A 17,716-nucleotide genomic window follows, 5' to 3' on the forward strand; every position below is an offset into this window, starting at 1 on the left:
TCTCCCCAAACAATCAAGGCGCCACTGGCGCCTTGATTGTTTTCACACTGCTTGTTTTTACACTGATCGTGCTATCGGATAGCCAGCCTTAAATCGAGTCAGTGCCATTTCAGACAATCCGCAGTACGGGAAGGCCAACTGGCACCTTGATTATCTTCCCACTGATTGCAGCGACCAGAGTGATCTGCTCTTGGACAAGTAGAATCTTCACCACGAATTTACACCTGGATGGCTTGAGGCCGGTTCGCGCCCCAATAAACCGGCGATAAGCATCGTACGTTCTACGGACTCTTTGTTGGAGTCAGCAACGAGCTGTGTGAAACTAGTGGTATCACTCATTAACTGAACTGACCTCTCTTCCATGACAGCTAAAGCCGACTCTTTGCGACAAAAAGTTAACGCCATCCTTACAGGAAAAAAATTACACGATCATCAACGTATCGCAGCACAAAAAACATTCGATGCACTGAGTGGTAATGTCCGAGCGGTTATCACTGCTGCAGAGATGCAAGCTGGTAAGTCTGGTGTGGCACTCGCTCTTTGTTGTTTGCAGCGTCTCTCACTGACTGATGAAGAGATCTGCGACCGAACTAAGCTCAAAGACACTCTATATTTGGTGACCATGCCTGACGTTGCCTTGTTAGAGCAGGCAGAAAAAGATCTGACGGATGCCAAAAACGTTGTTGTGAGTAACTTTATTCGATTCGACCAAGATTTAGAGCGAAGTTTTAAAGGCAATCCGCCCAAACTGATCCTGATTGACGAGTGTCACTATGGCTCAAATGCAGCAGCTATTCGGTACTGCAAGGTTTTTGATTACCTCGAAAAAGAGAATAAAGATTGCAAAGTAGTGTTTATCTCTGCGACGCCATTTGGGGCTCTCTATGCGGCAGAGACTGAATATGATGTTGCCAAGCACGAAGAAGAAATAGCAAAACATAATTACAGAGATAAAGAGGCTATCGAAGCTGCAGAAGCAGCCGAAGAGGCAGCTCGCAACTCAATTTTACGGCGTGATTTTAATACCAAATTGGTATTCCATCGCACCAGTAACGAGTACTACGGTGTTCGGGAAATGCTGCGTTGCAATAAAGTCACGGGATTGGATTCTGACTCGAGGAATATTCTTGATGACTCGCCTGCTAAAGAAAAACTATTGAGCTTACTTGAACAACATGAAGGTGCTGGATGGGTATTGGTCAGGGTGCCACCAGGTGCCGCTATGGAGGCAAAAAATGGTTTTATTCAAGCTGGATTTGCAGATCAGAATGTTCATATTCTTGGCAAAGATCTCAGTGGTGTCCCAGAAGACCAATTAACGACTATTGAACGGTTTAAAAAAGAGTTCGATGAGTGCATCGACTTTGACGAAAAGCTTATTGCGATTACTGTAGCTGGCTGTCGAGCAGGGATTAACTTTGGTCAAGATATGAAACAGCGCCTAATTGCTACCTGGGACAGTACCGTCACCAGTGTCGCCGCTGTGGTGCAAGCTAACATTGGCCGTGCCTGTGGCTACCATGACAATCGAGATGCACATCACTTTACCAGTTTAAATGCTGCCCAAGCCTATGGGGCAATCCTGGATTACCTTGATAAAAACACCAGTGAACATGCTGCCTCTGATTTTGACGGTCTAAAGGAATTTTTTGAAGATGTATGCCAAGAGTTTAATGTCAATGGTTTGGATGTAGGGTTAACGGTTAAGAATAAGCGACGTCGCCCCATTGGTGATGTTGAAACTTACATGACCGATAGCTACGTTGCCGTTCCAGCCAAGTTGCTTGAGCCTGATTACGACTTCACACAACACACCGATGACAAATTAATCCTACAGGCCATAGCACTGCTGCGCGAAGAGCTACTCAGAGATTCTGGTCCTTCGGTAAAGTCTTCTCGTGCCATGCGTGGAGCCAAGAAAAACTGGGTGAAAGCACAATGGGTCAATGGCGATACTTATGATAATAAAGAAAAAGCCCTAAAAGAGGGTACGATGAGAGAAAGGACTCTGAAGTTCACGAAACAACTGGATGATAATTCGCCACTGGAGTTCAATACCATTGTCATGCCTGGCTCTGGTGAATACACAGAGCAAAAACTTGTCACTGCCACTATATTCAGCATTTATAACATGTCTCGGCGAAACAATGTCAAAAAATGGGTCATGACTGAAGATGATGTTCATGAAATGTGTGATCATTTTGGTATAGAGCACGATAGCACCATGTTCGTACTCTATAAGCGTGGTGAATATAATGCCGAGGCAAGCCGTATGAAAGCAGCCGCCAATGAACTGCCAGAAAATGAAACTATCATCCATGATGAGTCACAATTTTCTGAGCAACAGCGCAACGCTTAAGCGAGTTAGACAGTCACATGAACAATCAGGTTACACGGCATAGAGAAAAAGTTGCATCAGTACTATCTGGTCATACTTTTTCACATCAGATAAATGCGGCGCAGCGTGCTTTTCGTCATTTTGAAAATGGTTCAAGAGCGGTCGTCATCGCGGCAGAGATGCAATCAGGAAAATCCGGTATTGCCTTGGCACTCAGTTGCCTGCAGCGGAATTCATTATCTGACAGTGACTTATGTGATCGTCGTAAGTTAAAGGATACCTTGTACTTGGTCACGATGGCTGACCTTGCGCTGTTAGATCAAGCCAAGTCTGACTTCGCTGCATGCCCCAACATAGTGGTAAGCAACTTTACAAACTTCAGGTTTTCCCTGGCATCCGAGTTTAAGCATCAACCACCACGATTGATCATCGTCGATGAGTGCCACTACGGCACTCATCAAGATGGCGTTCGCTACAGCGATGTATTCAATTACCTTGATAGTGAAAATAAAGATTGTAAGATTGCATTTATCTCTGCAACACCTTTTAGCGCTCTCTATGCCGCTGGCGCTGACTCTATTCTAAAACATCAGTACCACACTCAACTGGTATTTCACAAAACAAGCAACGACTACCACGGTATTCGGAGCATGCATAAGCGTCATCAGATCGTGAAACTTGATCCGACACAGCGCGATTTTTGCCAAGACTCGTTATTACGAAGACGATTTATTAGACAATTCCTTGAACATCAAGGCCCTGGTTGGAGTCTAGTTAGGGTACAAAGTGGTGCAGCTGCTTCAGTGAAGGCCATACTGCTCGAGCAAGGAATTGCAGAGGACCAGATTTTTATCATTGGCCAAAAGCTAGCTGGCGTCGAAGAACATGAAATTAGCTCGATTCAAGACTTCAAATACGCTTATGATGCAGCCAGCCTCTTTGATGATAAACTCATTGCCATTACCGTGGCAGGCTTTCGAGCAGGAATAAACTTCGGCTCAAAAATGAAAGAGGAGCTAATCAACAGCTGGGATAGTACCATCTCCAATATCGCCGCAATCGTCCAAGCAAATATTGGTCGTGCCTGTGGCTACCATAACAATATCACAGCAATCCATTATACTAACCTTGATGCTATCGGGGCTTACAGTGAATTACTGGATCATCTTGAGTCTCAATCTGAACACTGTGACTTTGCAGCCTTACAAGCGCAGTTTGAACATATCTGCGAACGCTACGAGGTCTCTGGTTTTGACCGAGGCCTAACCATTAGCAGTAGTGTCGACCATACCGTAAAAACATCTATTCAACGGGACCAGCTTATCTATTTAACTGAGCGATATCGCATCGTCCCAGCAAAATTGCATGAAACAGAACCAGACTTCAGCAAATACAATCTCGATAGTGATGAATTAGAAGCGATTAGGCTTATTCGAGAAGAGTATCTTAAAGATGGTGGGCCTTTTATAAAAAGTGGCCGGGCTATGCGAGGGGAACATCAAAACTGGATTAAGGCACAGTGGGTCAATGGTGCAACCTACAATGACTTTACCGAGAGTTGTGCCAAAGAACGAACTTTATCATTTATTAGAAACCTTGATCAGGGTGAGCCACTATTATTTAACCAGATCGTCTATCCTGGTGGTGGTGAGAGTACAGATAGCAAGCGATTGATGGCGACAATTTTCAGCGTTTATAACTTATCACGGCAACAGAGTGCCTATAAACGCACCATGGATGAAGATGACCTTATTGAATTATCTGCTGCACTAGATATTGACTACGATGACACCATCATCGTTTTATTTAAGCGGGGTGTGGCGCTGGCATCGTCAACTGATGAAACCAACATATCATCGACAAGGATTAAAAGTCACTCCATTTTCAAAAAATGATTTCATACACTTGGCCATTTATTTTAAGTAGATGGCCAATCCCACATCATATCAACATAGTACTTATCTCTTAACCAAGAGAGATCGCTTTCCCACTCACTTATTGCACATCGCATATCGGCCCTTGTTTTTCTTTTTGCATTTCTGACCAGCGCAGCAATAGTATATGCGATTTTATATAGCCTTTGCGATGATTTAGGAGATCCCCACTCATCCATATAGGACTGGCTTTCGACCAATGGCAATTGGTTTTTATATACTTCATTTAAAATCTTTTGTCGTTCATTTTTAAACAATCCTTTATCGCCGACTCTATACCCAACCGCTTGTAGGATGCCAATCTTAGGCCAGTTAATCTCCGTCAAACTGTGATTTGACGTGAGTATAGTGGTCGTGGGCCACGAAAATTGTGCCACATTCCCTACTTTACGCAGAGTTAAAATATCACGTCCAGAACCTTTATTTTTGAATTTTTTGTTTTCAACACTCCGTGTTATCGGGGTCGTGTTTAACTTTTTGAATAAATAATCCCGATGATGGTAGACTCTAATATACTCATCAAACTCAGATTGAGCTGACTCTCTTGAATAAGGCCAGTCATTAGAAAGCGATATAGAAAGAGAAGATGCTATACCTTGCCTCTCATTGTAATCATGAAGTTGATTCAGCTCTGCTAGTTCGATGAGTAAGTTATCTATAGCTGACGCAGGAAATATAAATGATGGCGGTCCTTTTATACGCAATAAAGTTAATACTTTTCGTTTGTTCTTGTTCTTTTTGGGAGGCTTAAAATTGACATTACCAACTATCGGAGTCGTATTTAACTTTCTAAATAGATAATCCCGATGATGGTAAATTCGAATATAACCCTCCGCGTCAGTAGACGATCCAGCCGTTGAGTAGGGCCATCCGCTCGCTGGTGATATAACAAAAGGCAGTGCCTCATCTTGTGCGTGATGGGGCAACTGATCCTGGCTCACAGCGGCAGCAATATTCCAGATACTTCTCGACTCTACGCCACCACGATGCGGGACGATAGGTGCTACTTTTTTACCTACTTTTTTCTTTGCCATCTCAAACAGGGAGTTGTACCAACAACTCCCACCTATACCCTTGTTACCTTGAAACCATCAGCTCTGGCGTTAAACACTCCTGCAGACTCACACCGCCGTGATTATAGTGATCCCCCGCCTGGAACAAACTGATCCCGGGGGCCATCACTACTCGCACTGCGGGGTTCCAATGCCAGGGGCATTGCAGGTAGTCACTCTGGCCATTACCTTTCAAAATGGCGCAGCGCGGAGTGCGCAGTTCCGTCATGTGTTTGGTCAGCTCAGCCTTAGGTAACTTCCCTGGGCTCCATAACCAACCATGGTCGGTCACCACATGTACCCTCGTCCAACCGGCCTCCAGCAGGCTCACTATCCGCTCAACCACCCCTTTTAAGGCATGATCGATAAATTTCGGCAGGCTTTGCTGACGCTCGTGGCCCAGATTATCCAGGTCGCCACATTGCACCCAGGCCTTACCTTGCTCTGGCTCACCACAATCGTGACCTTCCAGATATTGCCAACCGGCTTGGGTTAGCCCCTTCTTGAAATGATGGCTCGAGAAATCGGCGCCACTGTCGGCAAACTGCGGGACAAAATCGTCGTTTTCCAGATCACCGGTCAACAAGGGGCTAAGGGGCGTCACTGCGGCTTTAGCGGTCGCAGTCAAACTGGGGAGCGCACTCCAACGGGTTTTCAAGCTGGCTTGCAGGGTAGCCTTCTCCAGTAGATGCTGAAGACGGTAGCCCATATCAAGACGCAAGCCATCGACAAAAAAGAGCACGGTACTGGCGCCCTGATATGATCCGACTGGCTCTTGCACTCCCTGACCACCAGGATAGCCCTGGCTCTTCACCAAGTGCTGGAAGTGCAGGGTCACAGCCTCCAACCAAGGGGTATAAAGTTTGCCAAGCAGCGCGGCGGCCACCTGCTCCATGGCGCTATCGCTCGCCAAGGCCATCACCTGCAGGGCAAGATCATCGGTCTGCCATACCTTCTCCTGGTAATGGCTGGCCATGGTCTCGATATCCGGCCCGCCCAGTGGTTGACGAGTCAGCTCGGCAAGTTGAGCCAAGGGGGCAAGCAGCATCGCCCAGGGCGAGAGCCCGAGCCCGGCCCATAACCACTCACGCCGAGTTGCATGCTCAACGTTGAGCGACATTAGGCGAGTGCGGAGGATTACGACCTCTTCTGCTACCAAGGCGGTGAGCGTCTGCGCCAACCGTTGCTCTTCATGCTGATTACAAAAGGGGTAACGGGCAGGCTCAAAGATCAATTCGCTGGGTTGCACCTGATGCAATGTTCTAACCAACGAAGCGTGGTGTGTGGCCGTGTCGCTAAAACGCTCCCACACGGCTTGCCATGGGCCCTGCGCGTCACAAAGCAGCGGTAACAACGCAGCTATCTCAGCTTTTGCAGGATCAACACCAAACGCATCTTGGCTCTGCCCACAGAAGTGCTGCCAGCGGTTGCTCTGCTGCCACTCCTTTTGGATGGCTTCAGGCTCATTGAGCCAAGCCAGCATATTGCGGATTGGGTCGCCCCCCGCCAACGCATAGAGATCGCTAGTTTCTAACCGTTTGCCCTGCAAACTAGCGGCCTGGGCTTCAAGCAGATCAGGCAACACCTCTAGCAACGCTTGCTGGGTTTTACCATCTTTAGCGACATCAAGCTGCAACCCCACTTTGGGATTACTTAAAAAAGAGCCCACGCTCCAATCCCGACCGGCAGTGTTATAGGCCCACCAGCAGCCGCGATATTGCAATTCGGCAAGAGGCTGCAAGGCAAGCGAGCATTGGTCGATGGCTCGCAAATCTTTGCGACTGACGCCGGGCAGATAGAGGATCGGGATGGTATCAGTAGGTAGGGATTGCTCTGGTGCAGTACCTGCAATCATGCACTTTAGCCAAATGGCAGGACCGGTACGCTCGGCGGGTCGATACTCCCCCAGCTCGAGCAGCTCGGGTAAATAGCGCTTGATAATCGGCATGGCGGCTTGCCACTGCCGGGTTTCATCGGTCCAGAGCACCACTGCGGGCGGTACCTGCACCTGAGAGTTATAACGCGCACTGTCGCGCAATTGGGTAACCAGATAGTCGATAACTTGCATGGAATTCTCGATTCTGTTTCGCGCCTTAAGGCTTAAGCCAACCCCTGGCGGATCAGCTCGCCATGAACAAAGGGAGAGTGGCGTTGTAAAAAAGCGAGCGAACAGTCATTTCTCAGATAGTTGTCATAATGGCGGGCGCGCATCTGGTTATGCTCCTGGCTATCCAGCTTGAGACGGGTAATGGTCTCAGCGGCGGCATCGGCATGCGGTGTTCCGGCAGGATAACGCGCATGGTTGACCGCAATCTCACCATTGGCAAAGTTGATGATAAAGGTCTCAGGGGCCAAACCGATGGGGTCTAGCACATCATCAAACTTATTCTTATTGCGGTTCGGACCAAAGGCGCTCAGGCGGTAGTTATCCCACTCATAGGCCTCACCCGCATTCTGCGATTTGGCCACAAAGTGATCGGTCGAGGCCGCGCCAATAACCCACTCAAAATAGATCGCCAAATAGGCGCAGACACCACTGTAGGCATCCCACAGCTGCTTGTTAGAACGCGTCCAATAGTTGGGCAAATCCGATGCCACTGGTGGTGGGGCATTGGGCGCTATGCCATTAGTGGCTAACCAATCATGCCCCGGCTGGCGCACTCTGGCATCAAAATCAACAGGCTCAGGTTGCAATTGCACCGGGATCATAACTGCCAGCCCTTCTTATCGCAGATGGCACGCCAGCGAAATAGAAACTCATCGGTCGGCTTTAACGCGAGCAGCAATTTCTGATACATGGCAGCGAGCGCCTGGGGATCCGGAGCCGCTTGCCCCAAGAGCGCCGAAGCTTGCTTGATCAACTGTTCATACTCTTGCGGTCGCCCACTGGGTAAGTCAAAGGCATCACTGGTTAACCAACTGGTGACATCCCCCTGCTTCTCAAAAGCTCGCCGGGTGAGCATCACCTCGCCTTGGGCCAGATCCAGATCAAACCAGGCATCTTGGCTGGCATCAAACAGCGGCTCGACCGAGGCCATCACCAAGGGGGAATGGGTCGCGGTGATCAACTGCACCTTGGCCTGTTTATCAAGCAACCCCATGACGCTCAGCAAGGTGGGCACTATGCTGCGCTGCCAGCTGGGGTGCAGGTGAGATTCAATCTCGTCGATCAAAAAGGTGATCTGGGGGGTCACCGGTTCCCCCAGTTGCTTGGCCGCCTGCTGATGCTCTTGCCAGGCCCACACCAGCAGATAGGCCAGGGCTAAGATACGCCGCATCCCTGATGAGGCATGCACCACCGGAACATCTTTTTGGTACGGCATGCGGATGGTCGGGATATCCCGCGCATCATCCAGGCTGATCCGGGTTAGCTCTCCCAGGGTCAGGATCTCATCAGGAGAAGGGGAGAGCGCCTTAAGTACCGCTTTCAGGTGTTTAAATGCCGCCCCTTTCTCTTTTTGCCAGCTGGCTAGATCGCGAATAAGGCCATTACACAACCAACTGCCATCGCTACTGGCCAGGCCATCCCATACTTCACTGGGGCTTAAGACATAAGCGGGCAGACGCTCTTGAATATCGAGCTCTCCCTGGGTGCGCCAGTAGTTACGGTGCGGATCCCACAACGCGAAACTCCCGTCAGCCATGGCATAGAGCACCAGGCCAGGGTTGGCAGGCCGCCCGGGGCGGCCGGTCCAGCTCTGTTCACGGCGGGCAAAGGTACTCTGGTACTCTTCACGTTTACTCTTGGCGGTAAATGAAAAGCTGATGCTCGCCTCCCCAACCTCACTGGGCAGGGCTTTACGCCCTGTGGTGAGCTTAGGGTTGATCTCAGCTGGCCAGCGGCGAGTCAGCGCCCACCAGGCGATATCCAGCAAAAAGCTCTTACCCAAGCCATTATCGCCGGTGAGCAGATTGAGCCGCAGGCCAAAGGCCAGCGACAAGCTAGGGGCAGGGCCAACATTGACCGTCTTGAGCGTATCGATCATAGGGCTTCCATCATTTGGGTTGGTTTGCTCTGGCGGCGCGTTTGTCTTCTAGCGACAAGTGGTGATCGTTAATACGCGCCCCCTCTTTTTCACCATATTGCAGGCCCAGAGTGTACCAAGGGGCTGTGGCGACGTCGTTACCGCGATCCTTGTTCCAGTTGATATTGGGCTTAAAGCGCAGGATACCGGCGCCTTTTTTGCCGACATCGGCCGCTTTGAGGAAGGGACGGATATTGAGGCGCACGCCGTCATTGAGGTCCGGCTCCCAACCGATGGGTTGTTCGGCTAGGGTCTTCCAGCGCACAAAGATATCGAGCCCCTTTTCACCGGCCAAGATGGCCTCGAGGCGCTGTTGCAGGTTTTTGGCGGCGGTCAGGCGCTCTTCGGCACCATCACGGGCTTCTTTTACCCCCTGCTCCTGGATGCGGATCCAGTCGCCCAGGTAGGTGTAGATCAGGCGCTCTAAGCCGGAGCGATCGAGCTTGTGATAGTTGACCAGGGCGGAGAAGCCATCTTTTAGGCCGTCCCAGATATGCCAGATAAAAGGTCTATGTTGGAACAACTTGCAGTGCTGCTCGAAGAACTTATCGCGCAGCCAAAGCTCCAGGCTCTTGCTACCTACGGCGGTCAGCAGCTTATCCAGGGCACCGTTTTTCCAGTCATCCTCGTAGGCCGCCACCAACAATTTTTCCAATCGGGTATGGGCCGGAGCTTCACCGCGCACAGCTGGGAGGCAGACGATACCATCTTCATCGGCAAAGGCGTTCAGCTTGGTCACCTCATCGACCAGCTGACGTTGCTCATCGGCCAGCTCCATCTCTTCGTCCAGCTCGGCAGGCCACCGATAGCCCAGCAGGCGCGCTACCGCGACTTGCAGCACTGTCTCATCGAAGCGTACCGGCCCCTCTTTGGTCCATTTACTGCCCTCATCCCAAATCACCGATGCACAGGGGTGTCCATGGAAAATCCATTGAGTTGGATCATTCGTGTAGGATTTTGGTAGCCCGTTTGGATATTGCTTTTCGGCGACTTTGGACCAATATCCGAGATCGAAGGGCACTTTAGTAATCGTCGCTGCCGTAACTTTTAAAGCCTGGTCAACCGCTCTAACATTGCTATGAAATTGCTCCGACTCTACATAGGACCAAATAGCAGGTAAAATATCCTCATTAGAAGGGCAAATTGGACAAATGTTGTCATCAAATGCCTCTCCGGCATACAAAAATGGTTCGAGCTTGCGCATCTTATTAACGACAACACCATTTCTGTTAAAGACATTTTGTCCATGTAATCTACATCCCAGTTGAGACGTAAGTTCTACATCATCAAGAGAAACTTTACAGACTTGCTCTCTACCTGACCAAAATGAATTACCATTTGGGGAATTTAACCAATACACGTGTTTTTTGGTTATTAAAGGGAACTCCCAATAATTAAAGAGGAATCTTGGACCATCACCTGTAGTGCTTCCCTTCCCATAATCCGCTAAACTAGCCAAAAGTAATTCATTGAATGATTGATCAAAAGACACTCGCGAGTCCGGATTCTCCAACTGCTTCACTTGCTCCACGCTCTTAAGCGGTTCAATCAGCAGTTGTGCGGATTTGTCAGCGGCGGTTTTGGGGGCGGAGACATCCACCCCACGCAGCAACGCCTCTTTAGGCGCCACACCTTTGCTTAGGGTAATTAATATCGCCTGAACCACCTCACCGGAAATAGTTTCAAAAGCTCGTGGGCCAAGGCGAGCTAATAGATTCCAGGTCTGTTCGGTTAATAGCTTCTCGCGGAACTTCTTATAGCTGGTTAAAAACAGCCAGTTTTGCGGTAAGACAATCGTCGAGCTGCCGCCTTGGGGGTTAAAGTCCAGGCAGCGCTCCAAAAATACGGTGGCCAGATCGGCTTTGGCTTCCGAGTAGTACTCTTCACAAAAATCCTGCAACTCGCTGCACTGCTTACCACGCCCCAAATAGGGGACATTGGTAGCCACCAGATGGAAATTGCCCGCCAGCAACCTAGCCGCCAGGGCCAAGCCTTGAGCCGCGACTTGTGTCTCTTTGCTCTCATCGTCGCTCTCTGCTGCATTCTGCGCCTGGGCATCGAGCAATTGCTGCCAGGGGGCCGGGGCTCCTTGAGCCTTGCCTTCGTAGTGGGCACGTTTGATATCGATCAGGCTGCCCAGCACGGGAGCGTCGCTAAACTGGCGCATCAGCCAATCGAGAGCGGGTTCTAACTGCGGATTTTGTTTGGCGAGCTGCAGCCACTCATTGCTGGCGGCCAGCACATCTTGCCCGGAGCAGGCGATCTGCAAGGCAGGCAGTGGCCGATAACCACCGGCATTGGGGAAGCGCCAGGCTTCCAGCGCCAGGGCAAAGGCGGCTATCTCGATGCAGCGGCCATCCAGCTCCAAACCATGTAGGTTTTGCGCGAACACCCGCTCAATCGCCGTGCGCGCATCACAGCCTTCCAAGTGCATGCGCATCGGCACCAGCATCAAAAACAGCGCCACCAGGAAGTGGCCAGAGCCGCAGCAAGGGTCGAGGGTTTTTAGCTCGCTGATATCTTCAGGCCAGGCGTCGTACCAACCACCGGCAGGCTGCCAGCGCTCGCCTTCGGAATCCGTCACTTTAACAAAGCGCAGGTAAGAGAAGGGCACACCAGGGATCGCGGCGCGCTCGCGCAGTTCCTGCTCATCGCTGGCATGACGCAGGTGATCATCGGTGAGGCGACGTTTGGCCCACCAGCCACCCAGGGCGTTATCCAAGAGGAACGAGACCATATAGGGCTCGGTAAAGAGCTGGGTGACCGGGCTCAGTTCATCGGCACCGATGGGCACACCCGAGTCGTTCACCTCTTTTTTACGCTTGGTCTGCCAAAACTGATAGCACCAGCCCAGGCTGTCTTGTGCCTCGAACACCGCAGGTAGCAAGGCCATGATCAAGCCTTCTAGGGTGCGCTGATGGTTGATGGGCAGGCGCACCGCCAGCACAGGAGAATCAACCCTAAACACCTGGGGCAACATCTTGGCTGCCAAGCGCCCTGCTAGCTCCCAGGCACTGGCGCAGTCGGGCTCTTCTTCTAACAGCTCTGCGCACTCATCCAGGGTGACCGGGGTATAAGCGTCATACATCAACAGGTTGTTTTGCTCGAGAAAACGGGCAAACAGCATGCGGTGCCACTGCTCGTAAGCCATCTCGGCCAGCAGGTGAGCTGTCTCTTGCTTGCCATTATCGTGAAGCGGGTCGCCCAGTTGGCGAGCGTGGGCCCGCAGGCGGTTACGCAGCTTGCGCTGTCCGTCGTTCAGAAAGGTGGGCACAGTGGCATCAGCCACCCCTAAGCGCTCAATCTCTTCCCGGCAGGCGGTTTCAACTACCTCACGGGCAGCGAGGACGGTGCTTTCCAGCTGGGTTCTGAGAGTCTTATCCAGGGCTTGTCTCATGGTGTTAGCTCGATATGTGGAAGATGGGTGACCCCATGTTCCTTAAATAGAATGCAGGGATTGGGCTAAGCGCCGATGCGGCAAGTCTGCCGCATCGGCCTTATTGTTTCTCTTTTGTTCAGCGCACTAGCTGACGCGTACCGGGTTACCTTGGGCCAGTTCGCTACGCACCTGATCTTCTACCTGGGTCAGCCAGGCTTTCAGATCTTGTTCTGATTCAATCAGCGGCTTTGGCAGCGAGATATGGCGGACCTTGGGTTTGAGTAGGGTGACTGCATCGCTCAGGGCCTTATCAAAATAAGAGGTCAAGGCTGAAATTCGATCGTTCCACCCCTGCCAGGAGCAGTTATCCAGGCTCTGCTGCACTTCTTGCAAGCTACCCAGTTTGAGTGCTGGCAACTTGGCAATGCCGTGCTTGGTGAGCAGTTGACTCTGCTGATCGCCGGTGAGCTTGGCCCAACTTGGGTCACTGTCGAGTTCGCGGTAGCAGGCCTGGTACTCCTGCTCATAGCGGTCACAGTGCGCCATGATGGCATTACGCAACGCGTCTATGGCTTTGTTGAGTAGCGGCTGCACCGGGGAAGGGCTTTGCAGCAGGGTACGACCGGCACGCAGCGCCTCGCACTCTTGATTCAGCTCAGCAAACACCGCCAGTTCACGGCAGTAGGGCAGCAGACCTTGCAGGTTGTCCCACTGCTCTTTGCGCTCGGCCACCAGCTCAAGCTGTGCTTTCCAGCTCTCGTATTCGGCTTGCAGCGCCTCTTTGCTTTCAAACGCGGCGAGCAGTTGATCATTGCCCGAGAGCTCCAATAGCTTATCGAGTTGCAGGGTTGAGGGGGGCTGTGGCAAGGGGGCCTCCCCCCCCAGACGGCGAGCCAGCGCCTTGGCCTGTTGTAATGCCTCGGCAAGCTTGCTGCTCTCTTCCCCGGCGTTACAACTCACCCCCAAGCTGTTGATCAGGCTCCGCACCTTGATCAATTGTACCTTGCCGATGGTGGCTGTTTCGGGGCGGAACTGGGTCGGGCCGACCTGGGCACGCTCCAGGCTGCGCGCATCAGTGGCGTTGAGTTTGGCATCGCTGGCTTTGAGTACGCCAGCGGCCAACATGGCAAAGAGTGCGCCATCAATGGCATCGCGGGACCAGCCGTAAGGGGCTTTACCAAAGTGTTCGCGTACCTCACCACCGGTTTTCATCACTCCGATAAACTTTTTGATTTCACGGCAGACCGGGTGGTTTTGCGCCTCGCCCTGGTGGCCAATAACCTCTAGCGCATCGGCATCCCCCTGGCTGGCACGGGTATAGACCTTGGCCCACTCCTTGTGATCGGCCATATCGAAGTTGCGATAGAGGCGCACGCAGGCCGTTTCTGCCCCTGCTTGAAGTTGCGCCACCAAGGTATCGCCCCCCACTTCACTGCCACCGGAGAGACGCAGCCACATCATCCCTTCCATCTCAGCGGTCAAGCGCTTGACCTCGGCTTCGGCATTGCGCTGGCTCGACATCATAGCGGCACGGGCCTCTTTACCCGCTTCGGTCACCACCGCATTTTGTTTGACGTCCAGGGTCATGGTAGCCGCCTGTTTCTCAACGATGGCTGCGTTAAGCTTGCTCTTACCTTCTGAGGGGATATAAAGATAAAGGGTGCCATTATCAGCGCTATCGGCGCGCGCCAAATCTTGCAGTTGCCGCTCCGGTAATCCCGGTGCCCAGACGTAGAGCTTCTCTTGTGCATCGTTGGGCAACTCATCATCGAACGCAACATTCAGGGTGCGCCCCTCTGCCACCTGGCCTTGGGTAAGGCGTACTTGGCTGACCAACTTGCGCACTATGGTGCGCACCAGTTGATTGCGCAGGCCATCGAGTCGTGCTGGATCGGCACGGAGCTCCGCTTGCTGCTGACGATACATGTCATACCAAGCCTGGCTCTCGGCCGTTTGCAGGCGATACTCAACGCCACTTGCAGACTGCACCGCCATGATCAGCGAGGCTTTTTCCAACGCCTGCAGCGCCGCATTGACCCGTGGCCGCAGGTCGTGTTTCTCATTCTCCAAATCTTCGATCAGCAAGTCAGCCAGGGTTTCTGCACTGGCGTGAATGCCGTAGTCAATTTCGCTTGGCAATTTGCTGATCATCAGGATGAGGGAGAGGATCCGCCCCTGCAGGACCTCTTCAGGCGAGCCATCTTTGAGCTTGCCAATCTCGGCATAGATCTCTTGCCCCACCACCCCGCTATTGACTAGATCATTGACGATTTGATCGTAAATAAAATCGGCAGGGATCAGACAGCCAAGCGGCTTTTCTGCCCCGTAACGGGTCGCATCATGGGTGATACGCAGTTGGTTACGCAGCTGTGAGCCGGTACCGGTTTTATCCAGTGCGGGCAGCAACTTTTCCCAGAAACGACGACGCACCGGCAGCAGCGGATAGTCGGCTACCATCCACTGTTCGTCATCGCGCTGATGTTCAAACTTGGAGCCCCGCAGATGGCGGCTGATCTCACCCAAATTTTTCTGGATCATTACCTCGACGGCGCCCTTGGCACTCTCTTTTTTCTGCAGGATCACTTTGCGGATAACCGCATCCACATCGGTGTCGGCCAGCTGTACCTTAACCACAAAGCGGCCCATCAGACGTTGCAAGTTGGGAGTGTCACTTAGCGCACTTTGCCCTGTGGCGACAAACAGCATCTTTGATTTGAAGGCACTGTCTTTACAGCAGGTTTCGATGACCTCCTGCACGACATGAGCCCGATCTTCATCGCTACCAACAAACTGTTGCACTTCATCCAGCACGATGAGGGTCAAAGGTAATTGGCCATTGCGTGCCAGGGCGTCCATCACCGCATCCACCATCTCATCATTGGTAATGGTGGCCACATTGGGGTATTGAGCGCGCAGCGCTTTACCCACTTCGGCGATCGACGGCGCCAGATCCGGAAATGCCTGTAACAAGGCAGCCGCCAGAATGGGCGAGACATAGAGATTGCGCAGCTCTTTTTGCCAGGCGTCTTGTTCACCTACGGCTTTGGCATGCAAGCGCACATACTCTTGCACCTGCGGCAACACACCTTCGGCTTTCAACCACATGACAAACCGCGCCAGGTGGTACTGCTCCGGCAGGCCAACGGACTTGAAGATGATGGACAAGAACGCCAGGCGCACGTCGCCCTTCATCCCCGCCCCCAGGGTACCCGAAGCGGCATGCAAGCCCTGATACTGGTGAGAGCGTTCGGCAAGCTTGGCAAACTGCTCGCGGATGCCGGCAGGGAGATCGGCCAGGCTCAAGGGATCGGCACCATCAGAGAAGCGTTGATTGGTCCAGAAGGTGCGTAGCATCTTGGCCAAATGAGATTTACCCGATCCGTAGAAACCGCTGATCCAGACACCTGACTGCTCAACCTTGGCGTCTAGCTTGCTCAGATAGGCCGCCAGAATTTTCTGCATGCCCGCCTCATAGGCACCATCACAGACAAAGGTTTTAAGCTCATAACGCAGGGTTGCGAAGGACTCGGCACTCTGATCATCGTTGACGACGGCCACACCGTTGTTGGCCAACTCAGATTGCAGCGGATCGTTGCTGTAAATCTCTCTATTTAGCATCCCGTAATTCCTTGTTGTTATTCGTTATGGTGACAGATGGCGGTGGCGTGATACCCCCACCCATCCTTGGCATCTAACAGGCTGAAGTTGTTGTCGTGATATTCGCCGGGGAAGAAGACCACCAGCTTGCCCTTTACCGCAGGAGAAAGCGCCTTCACCAGCTCAGAGACAGAGGCAAAACCAAACAACGTGCCAGTACCCAGCAGGGCCACTACATCGTTGCTTCCCAAGGTTTTATCGACTTCCTCTTTCAGGCGCTCGGCCAGCTCTTCGGCAAAAAATTCATAACTGCCCACCAGCAACTCCGGCTCGTCAAAATAGGCGTCTGCATAGTCGTGTTCCCCCATCCACTTGGGGAATGCATCTGTGATATCCAGCAACTGCCAGCGGTGGCCATGTTGTTCTACCGCCAGTTGGAACTCTGGCACGCGGGCACGCAGCTTGAGCTCATCCTCTTTGTGATACACAACGAAGACGGCACGTTCTTCGGCGGATAGCACGGAACGCCAGGGCACCGATATATAAGTGGTAAAACGCTTAATCAGTTTTGAGAGGCGATCACTCATGCCCTCGTTCTCCTCAAGATGCTGGTGCTATTGACCATAGGGGGAAGCGGATTTCGACAATGCCACTGGCCTGCTTATAGCTAATTACGCCATGCAGCGATGCCATGTAGGCCAACTCATATCCCTCTGCCGGATCCAGGCCTAGCAGTTGAAACCAGGGAGTCTGAAACAGCCCTTGCCCGGCACGCCCTTCACAGTGACCGAGAAAGAGTGCAAATGCCGCATTGACATAGGCCACGACCGGACTGGTTCTCACCTTTTTGTATTTGCCTTGTAGGAACCCGGCGTGTGTCCAACTGCCGTTGATATTCTGGGCAAACGAGCGCAGGGAAGCCGGGCTGAAACGGTTAGGGTCAGGGGCGGCTAAAACGTGTTCCACCTGTTCACGTTCCAGCACCTCTCCCAACGGGGTCGTACTAATCAACGACTGGGTCTGCCTTAATAACGGGTCCCTGGCCAGCGCAAGTTGCAAGGTCAACAGAGGTTGAGCCTCTTCACTTCGCTCCCATAGCTGGCGAAACACGTGAAACAAAGGGATCTCAGGGGAGATACCATACAGATCGACCAGGTGGCGGAACGTCAACTTGCGGGCATTGTCGCTGCTTTTATGCAGCACATTGTAAAGCTCGATATCTTGCTGATAGTCATGCCGGGTTGCCTGCTCAGGGCGACCATCCAGCAGCGTTTTGAGCTCGCTATACATCAAGCTTCTAGCCGAGTGAGCCCCATTTTTACCAAATTTAAAGCCCAGCTTAACCAGGTGTTCTTCGCTACTCATAAGTGCTCTATTGACCCTAACGGCGC

Annotated in this window: 10 protein-coding genes; 2 read left to right on the forward strand and 8 right to left on the reverse strand. The window is 52.0% G+C overall.

The window, feature by feature from the left end:
- Positions 1-361: 361 nt before the first annotated feature.
- Positions 362-2,359 (forward strand): DEAD/DEAH box helicase family protein, encoded by a 1,998-nt coding sequence (locus I6L39_RS17625; RefSeq protein ID WP_254203679.1) that lies wholly within the window; start codon positions 362-364, stop codon positions 2,357-2,359.
- A gap of 17 nt (positions 2,360-2,376) precedes the next feature.
- Positions 2,377-4,233, forward strand: a complete 1,857-nt coding sequence (locus I6L39_RS17630; protein WP_254203680.1) for a DEAD/DEAH box helicase family protein — start codon at positions 2,377-2,379, stop codon at positions 4,231-4,233.
- Positions 4,234-4,256: 23 nt separating this feature from the next.
- Here I6L39_RS17630 and I6L39_RS17635 read toward each other — a convergent pair whose 3' ends face one another.
- The 8 genes from I6L39_RS17635 to I6L39_RS17670 all read right to left on the reverse strand — a co-directional run bounded on the left by I6L39_RS17635 (position 4,257) and on the right by I6L39_RS17670 (position 17,690).
- Complete coding sequence (locus I6L39_RS17635) at positions 4,257-5,306, reverse strand: hypothetical protein (RefSeq protein ID WP_216990390.1); 1,050 nt, start codon at positions 5,304-5,306, stop codon at positions 4,257-4,259.
- 43 nt (positions 5,307-5,349) lie between these two features.
- Positions 5,350-7,392: a BREX-1 system phosphatase PglZ type B gene (gene pglZ / locus I6L39_RS17640; RefSeq protein ID WP_216990391.1), complete on the reverse strand. Its 2,043-nt coding sequence runs from the start codon at positions 7,390-7,392 to the stop codon at positions 5,350-5,352.
- A gap of 32 nt (positions 7,393-7,424) precedes the next feature.
- On the reverse strand, positions 7,425-8,033 hold the full coding sequence (locus I6L39_RS17645; RefSeq protein ID WP_216990392.1) for a hypothetical protein: 609 nt from the start codon (positions 8,031-8,033) through the stop codon (positions 7,425-7,427).
- Positions 8,030-9,310 carry an AAA family ATPase gene (locus I6L39_RS17650; RefSeq protein ID WP_216990393.1) on the reverse strand — a complete coding sequence of 427 codons (1,281 nt, stop codon included), beginning with the start codon at positions 9,308-9,310 and terminating at the stop codon, positions 8,030-8,032. Before I6L39_RS17650 ends, I6L39_RS17645 begins: the two co-directional genes overlap by 4 nt.
- 10 nt (positions 9,311-9,320) lie before the next feature.
- Positions 9,321-12,746, reverse strand: coding sequence for a DNA methyltransferase (locus I6L39_RS17655; RefSeq protein ID WP_216990394.1), 3,426 nt, complete (start codon positions 12,744-12,746; stop codon positions 9,321-9,323).
- A gap of 126 nt (positions 12,747-12,872) precedes the next feature.
- The gene (brxC, locus tag I6L39_RS17660) at positions 12,873-16,346 is read right to left on the reverse strand and encodes a BREX system P-loop protein BrxC (RefSeq protein WP_216990395.1); all 3,474 of its coding nucleotides are present in this window, start codon (positions 16,344-16,346) and stop codon (positions 12,873-12,875) included.
- Positions 16,347-16,363: 17 nt separating this feature from the next.
- Complete coding sequence (locus tag I6L39_RS17665) at positions 16,364-16,912, reverse strand: BREX protein BrxB domain-containing protein (RefSeq protein WP_216990396.1); 549 nt, start codon at positions 16,910-16,912, stop codon at positions 16,364-16,366.
- 13 nt (positions 16,913-16,925) lie between these two features.
- Positions 16,926-17,690, reverse strand: a complete 765-nt coding sequence (locus I6L39_RS17670; RefSeq protein WP_216990397.1) for a hypothetical protein — start codon at positions 17,688-17,690, stop codon at positions 16,926-16,928.
- Positions 17,691-17,716: the final 26 nt, after the last annotated feature.

Origin of the sequence: Aeromonas sp. FDAARGOS 1409, from assembly GCF_019048705.1 — a bacterium.
Taxonomy (GTDB): Bacteria; Pseudomonadota; Gammaproteobacteria; order Enterobacterales; family Aeromonadaceae; genus Aeromonas; species Aeromonas sanarellii.

Excerpts from the sequence above, each read along its gene's own strand:
- I6L39_RS17625 (WP_254203679.1), top strand. The coding sequence starts at position 362 with ATGACAGCTAAAGCCGACTCTTTGCGACAAAAAGTTAACGCCATCCTT.
- I6L39_RS17630 (WP_254203680.1), top strand. The coding sequence starts at position 2,377 with ATGAACAATCAGGTTACACGGCATAGAGAAAAAGTTGCATCAGTACTA.
- I6L39_RS17635 (WP_216990390.1), bottom strand. The coding sequence starts at position 5,306 with ATGGCAAAGAAAAAAGTAGGTAAAAAAGTAGCACCTATCGTCCCGCAT.
- pglZ (WP_216990391.1), bottom strand. The coding sequence starts at position 7,392 with ATGCAAGTTATCGACTATCTGGTTACCCAATTGCGCGACAGTGCGCGT.
- I6L39_RS17645 (WP_216990392.1), bottom strand. The coding sequence starts at position 8,033 with ATGATCCCGGTGCAATTGCAACCTGAGCCTGTTGATTTTGATGCCAGA.
- I6L39_RS17650 (WP_216990393.1), bottom strand. The coding sequence starts at position 9,310 with ATGATCGATACGCTCAAGACGGTCAATGTTGGCCCTGCCCCTAGCTTG.
- I6L39_RS17655 (WP_216990394.1), bottom strand. The coding sequence starts at position 12,746 with ATGAGACAAGCCCTGGATAAGACTCTCAGAACCCAGCTGGAAAGCACC.
- brxC (WP_216990395.1), bottom strand. The coding sequence starts at position 16,346 with ATGCTAAATAGAGAGATTTACAGCAACGATCCGCTGCAATCTGAGTTG.
- I6L39_RS17665 (WP_216990396.1), bottom strand. The coding sequence starts at position 16,912 with ATGAGTGATCGCCTCTCAAAACTGATTAAGCGTTTTACCACTTATATA.
- I6L39_RS17670 (WP_216990397.1), bottom strand. The coding sequence starts at position 17,690 with ATGAGTAGCGAAGAACACCTGGTTAAGCTGGGCTTTAAATTTGGTAAA.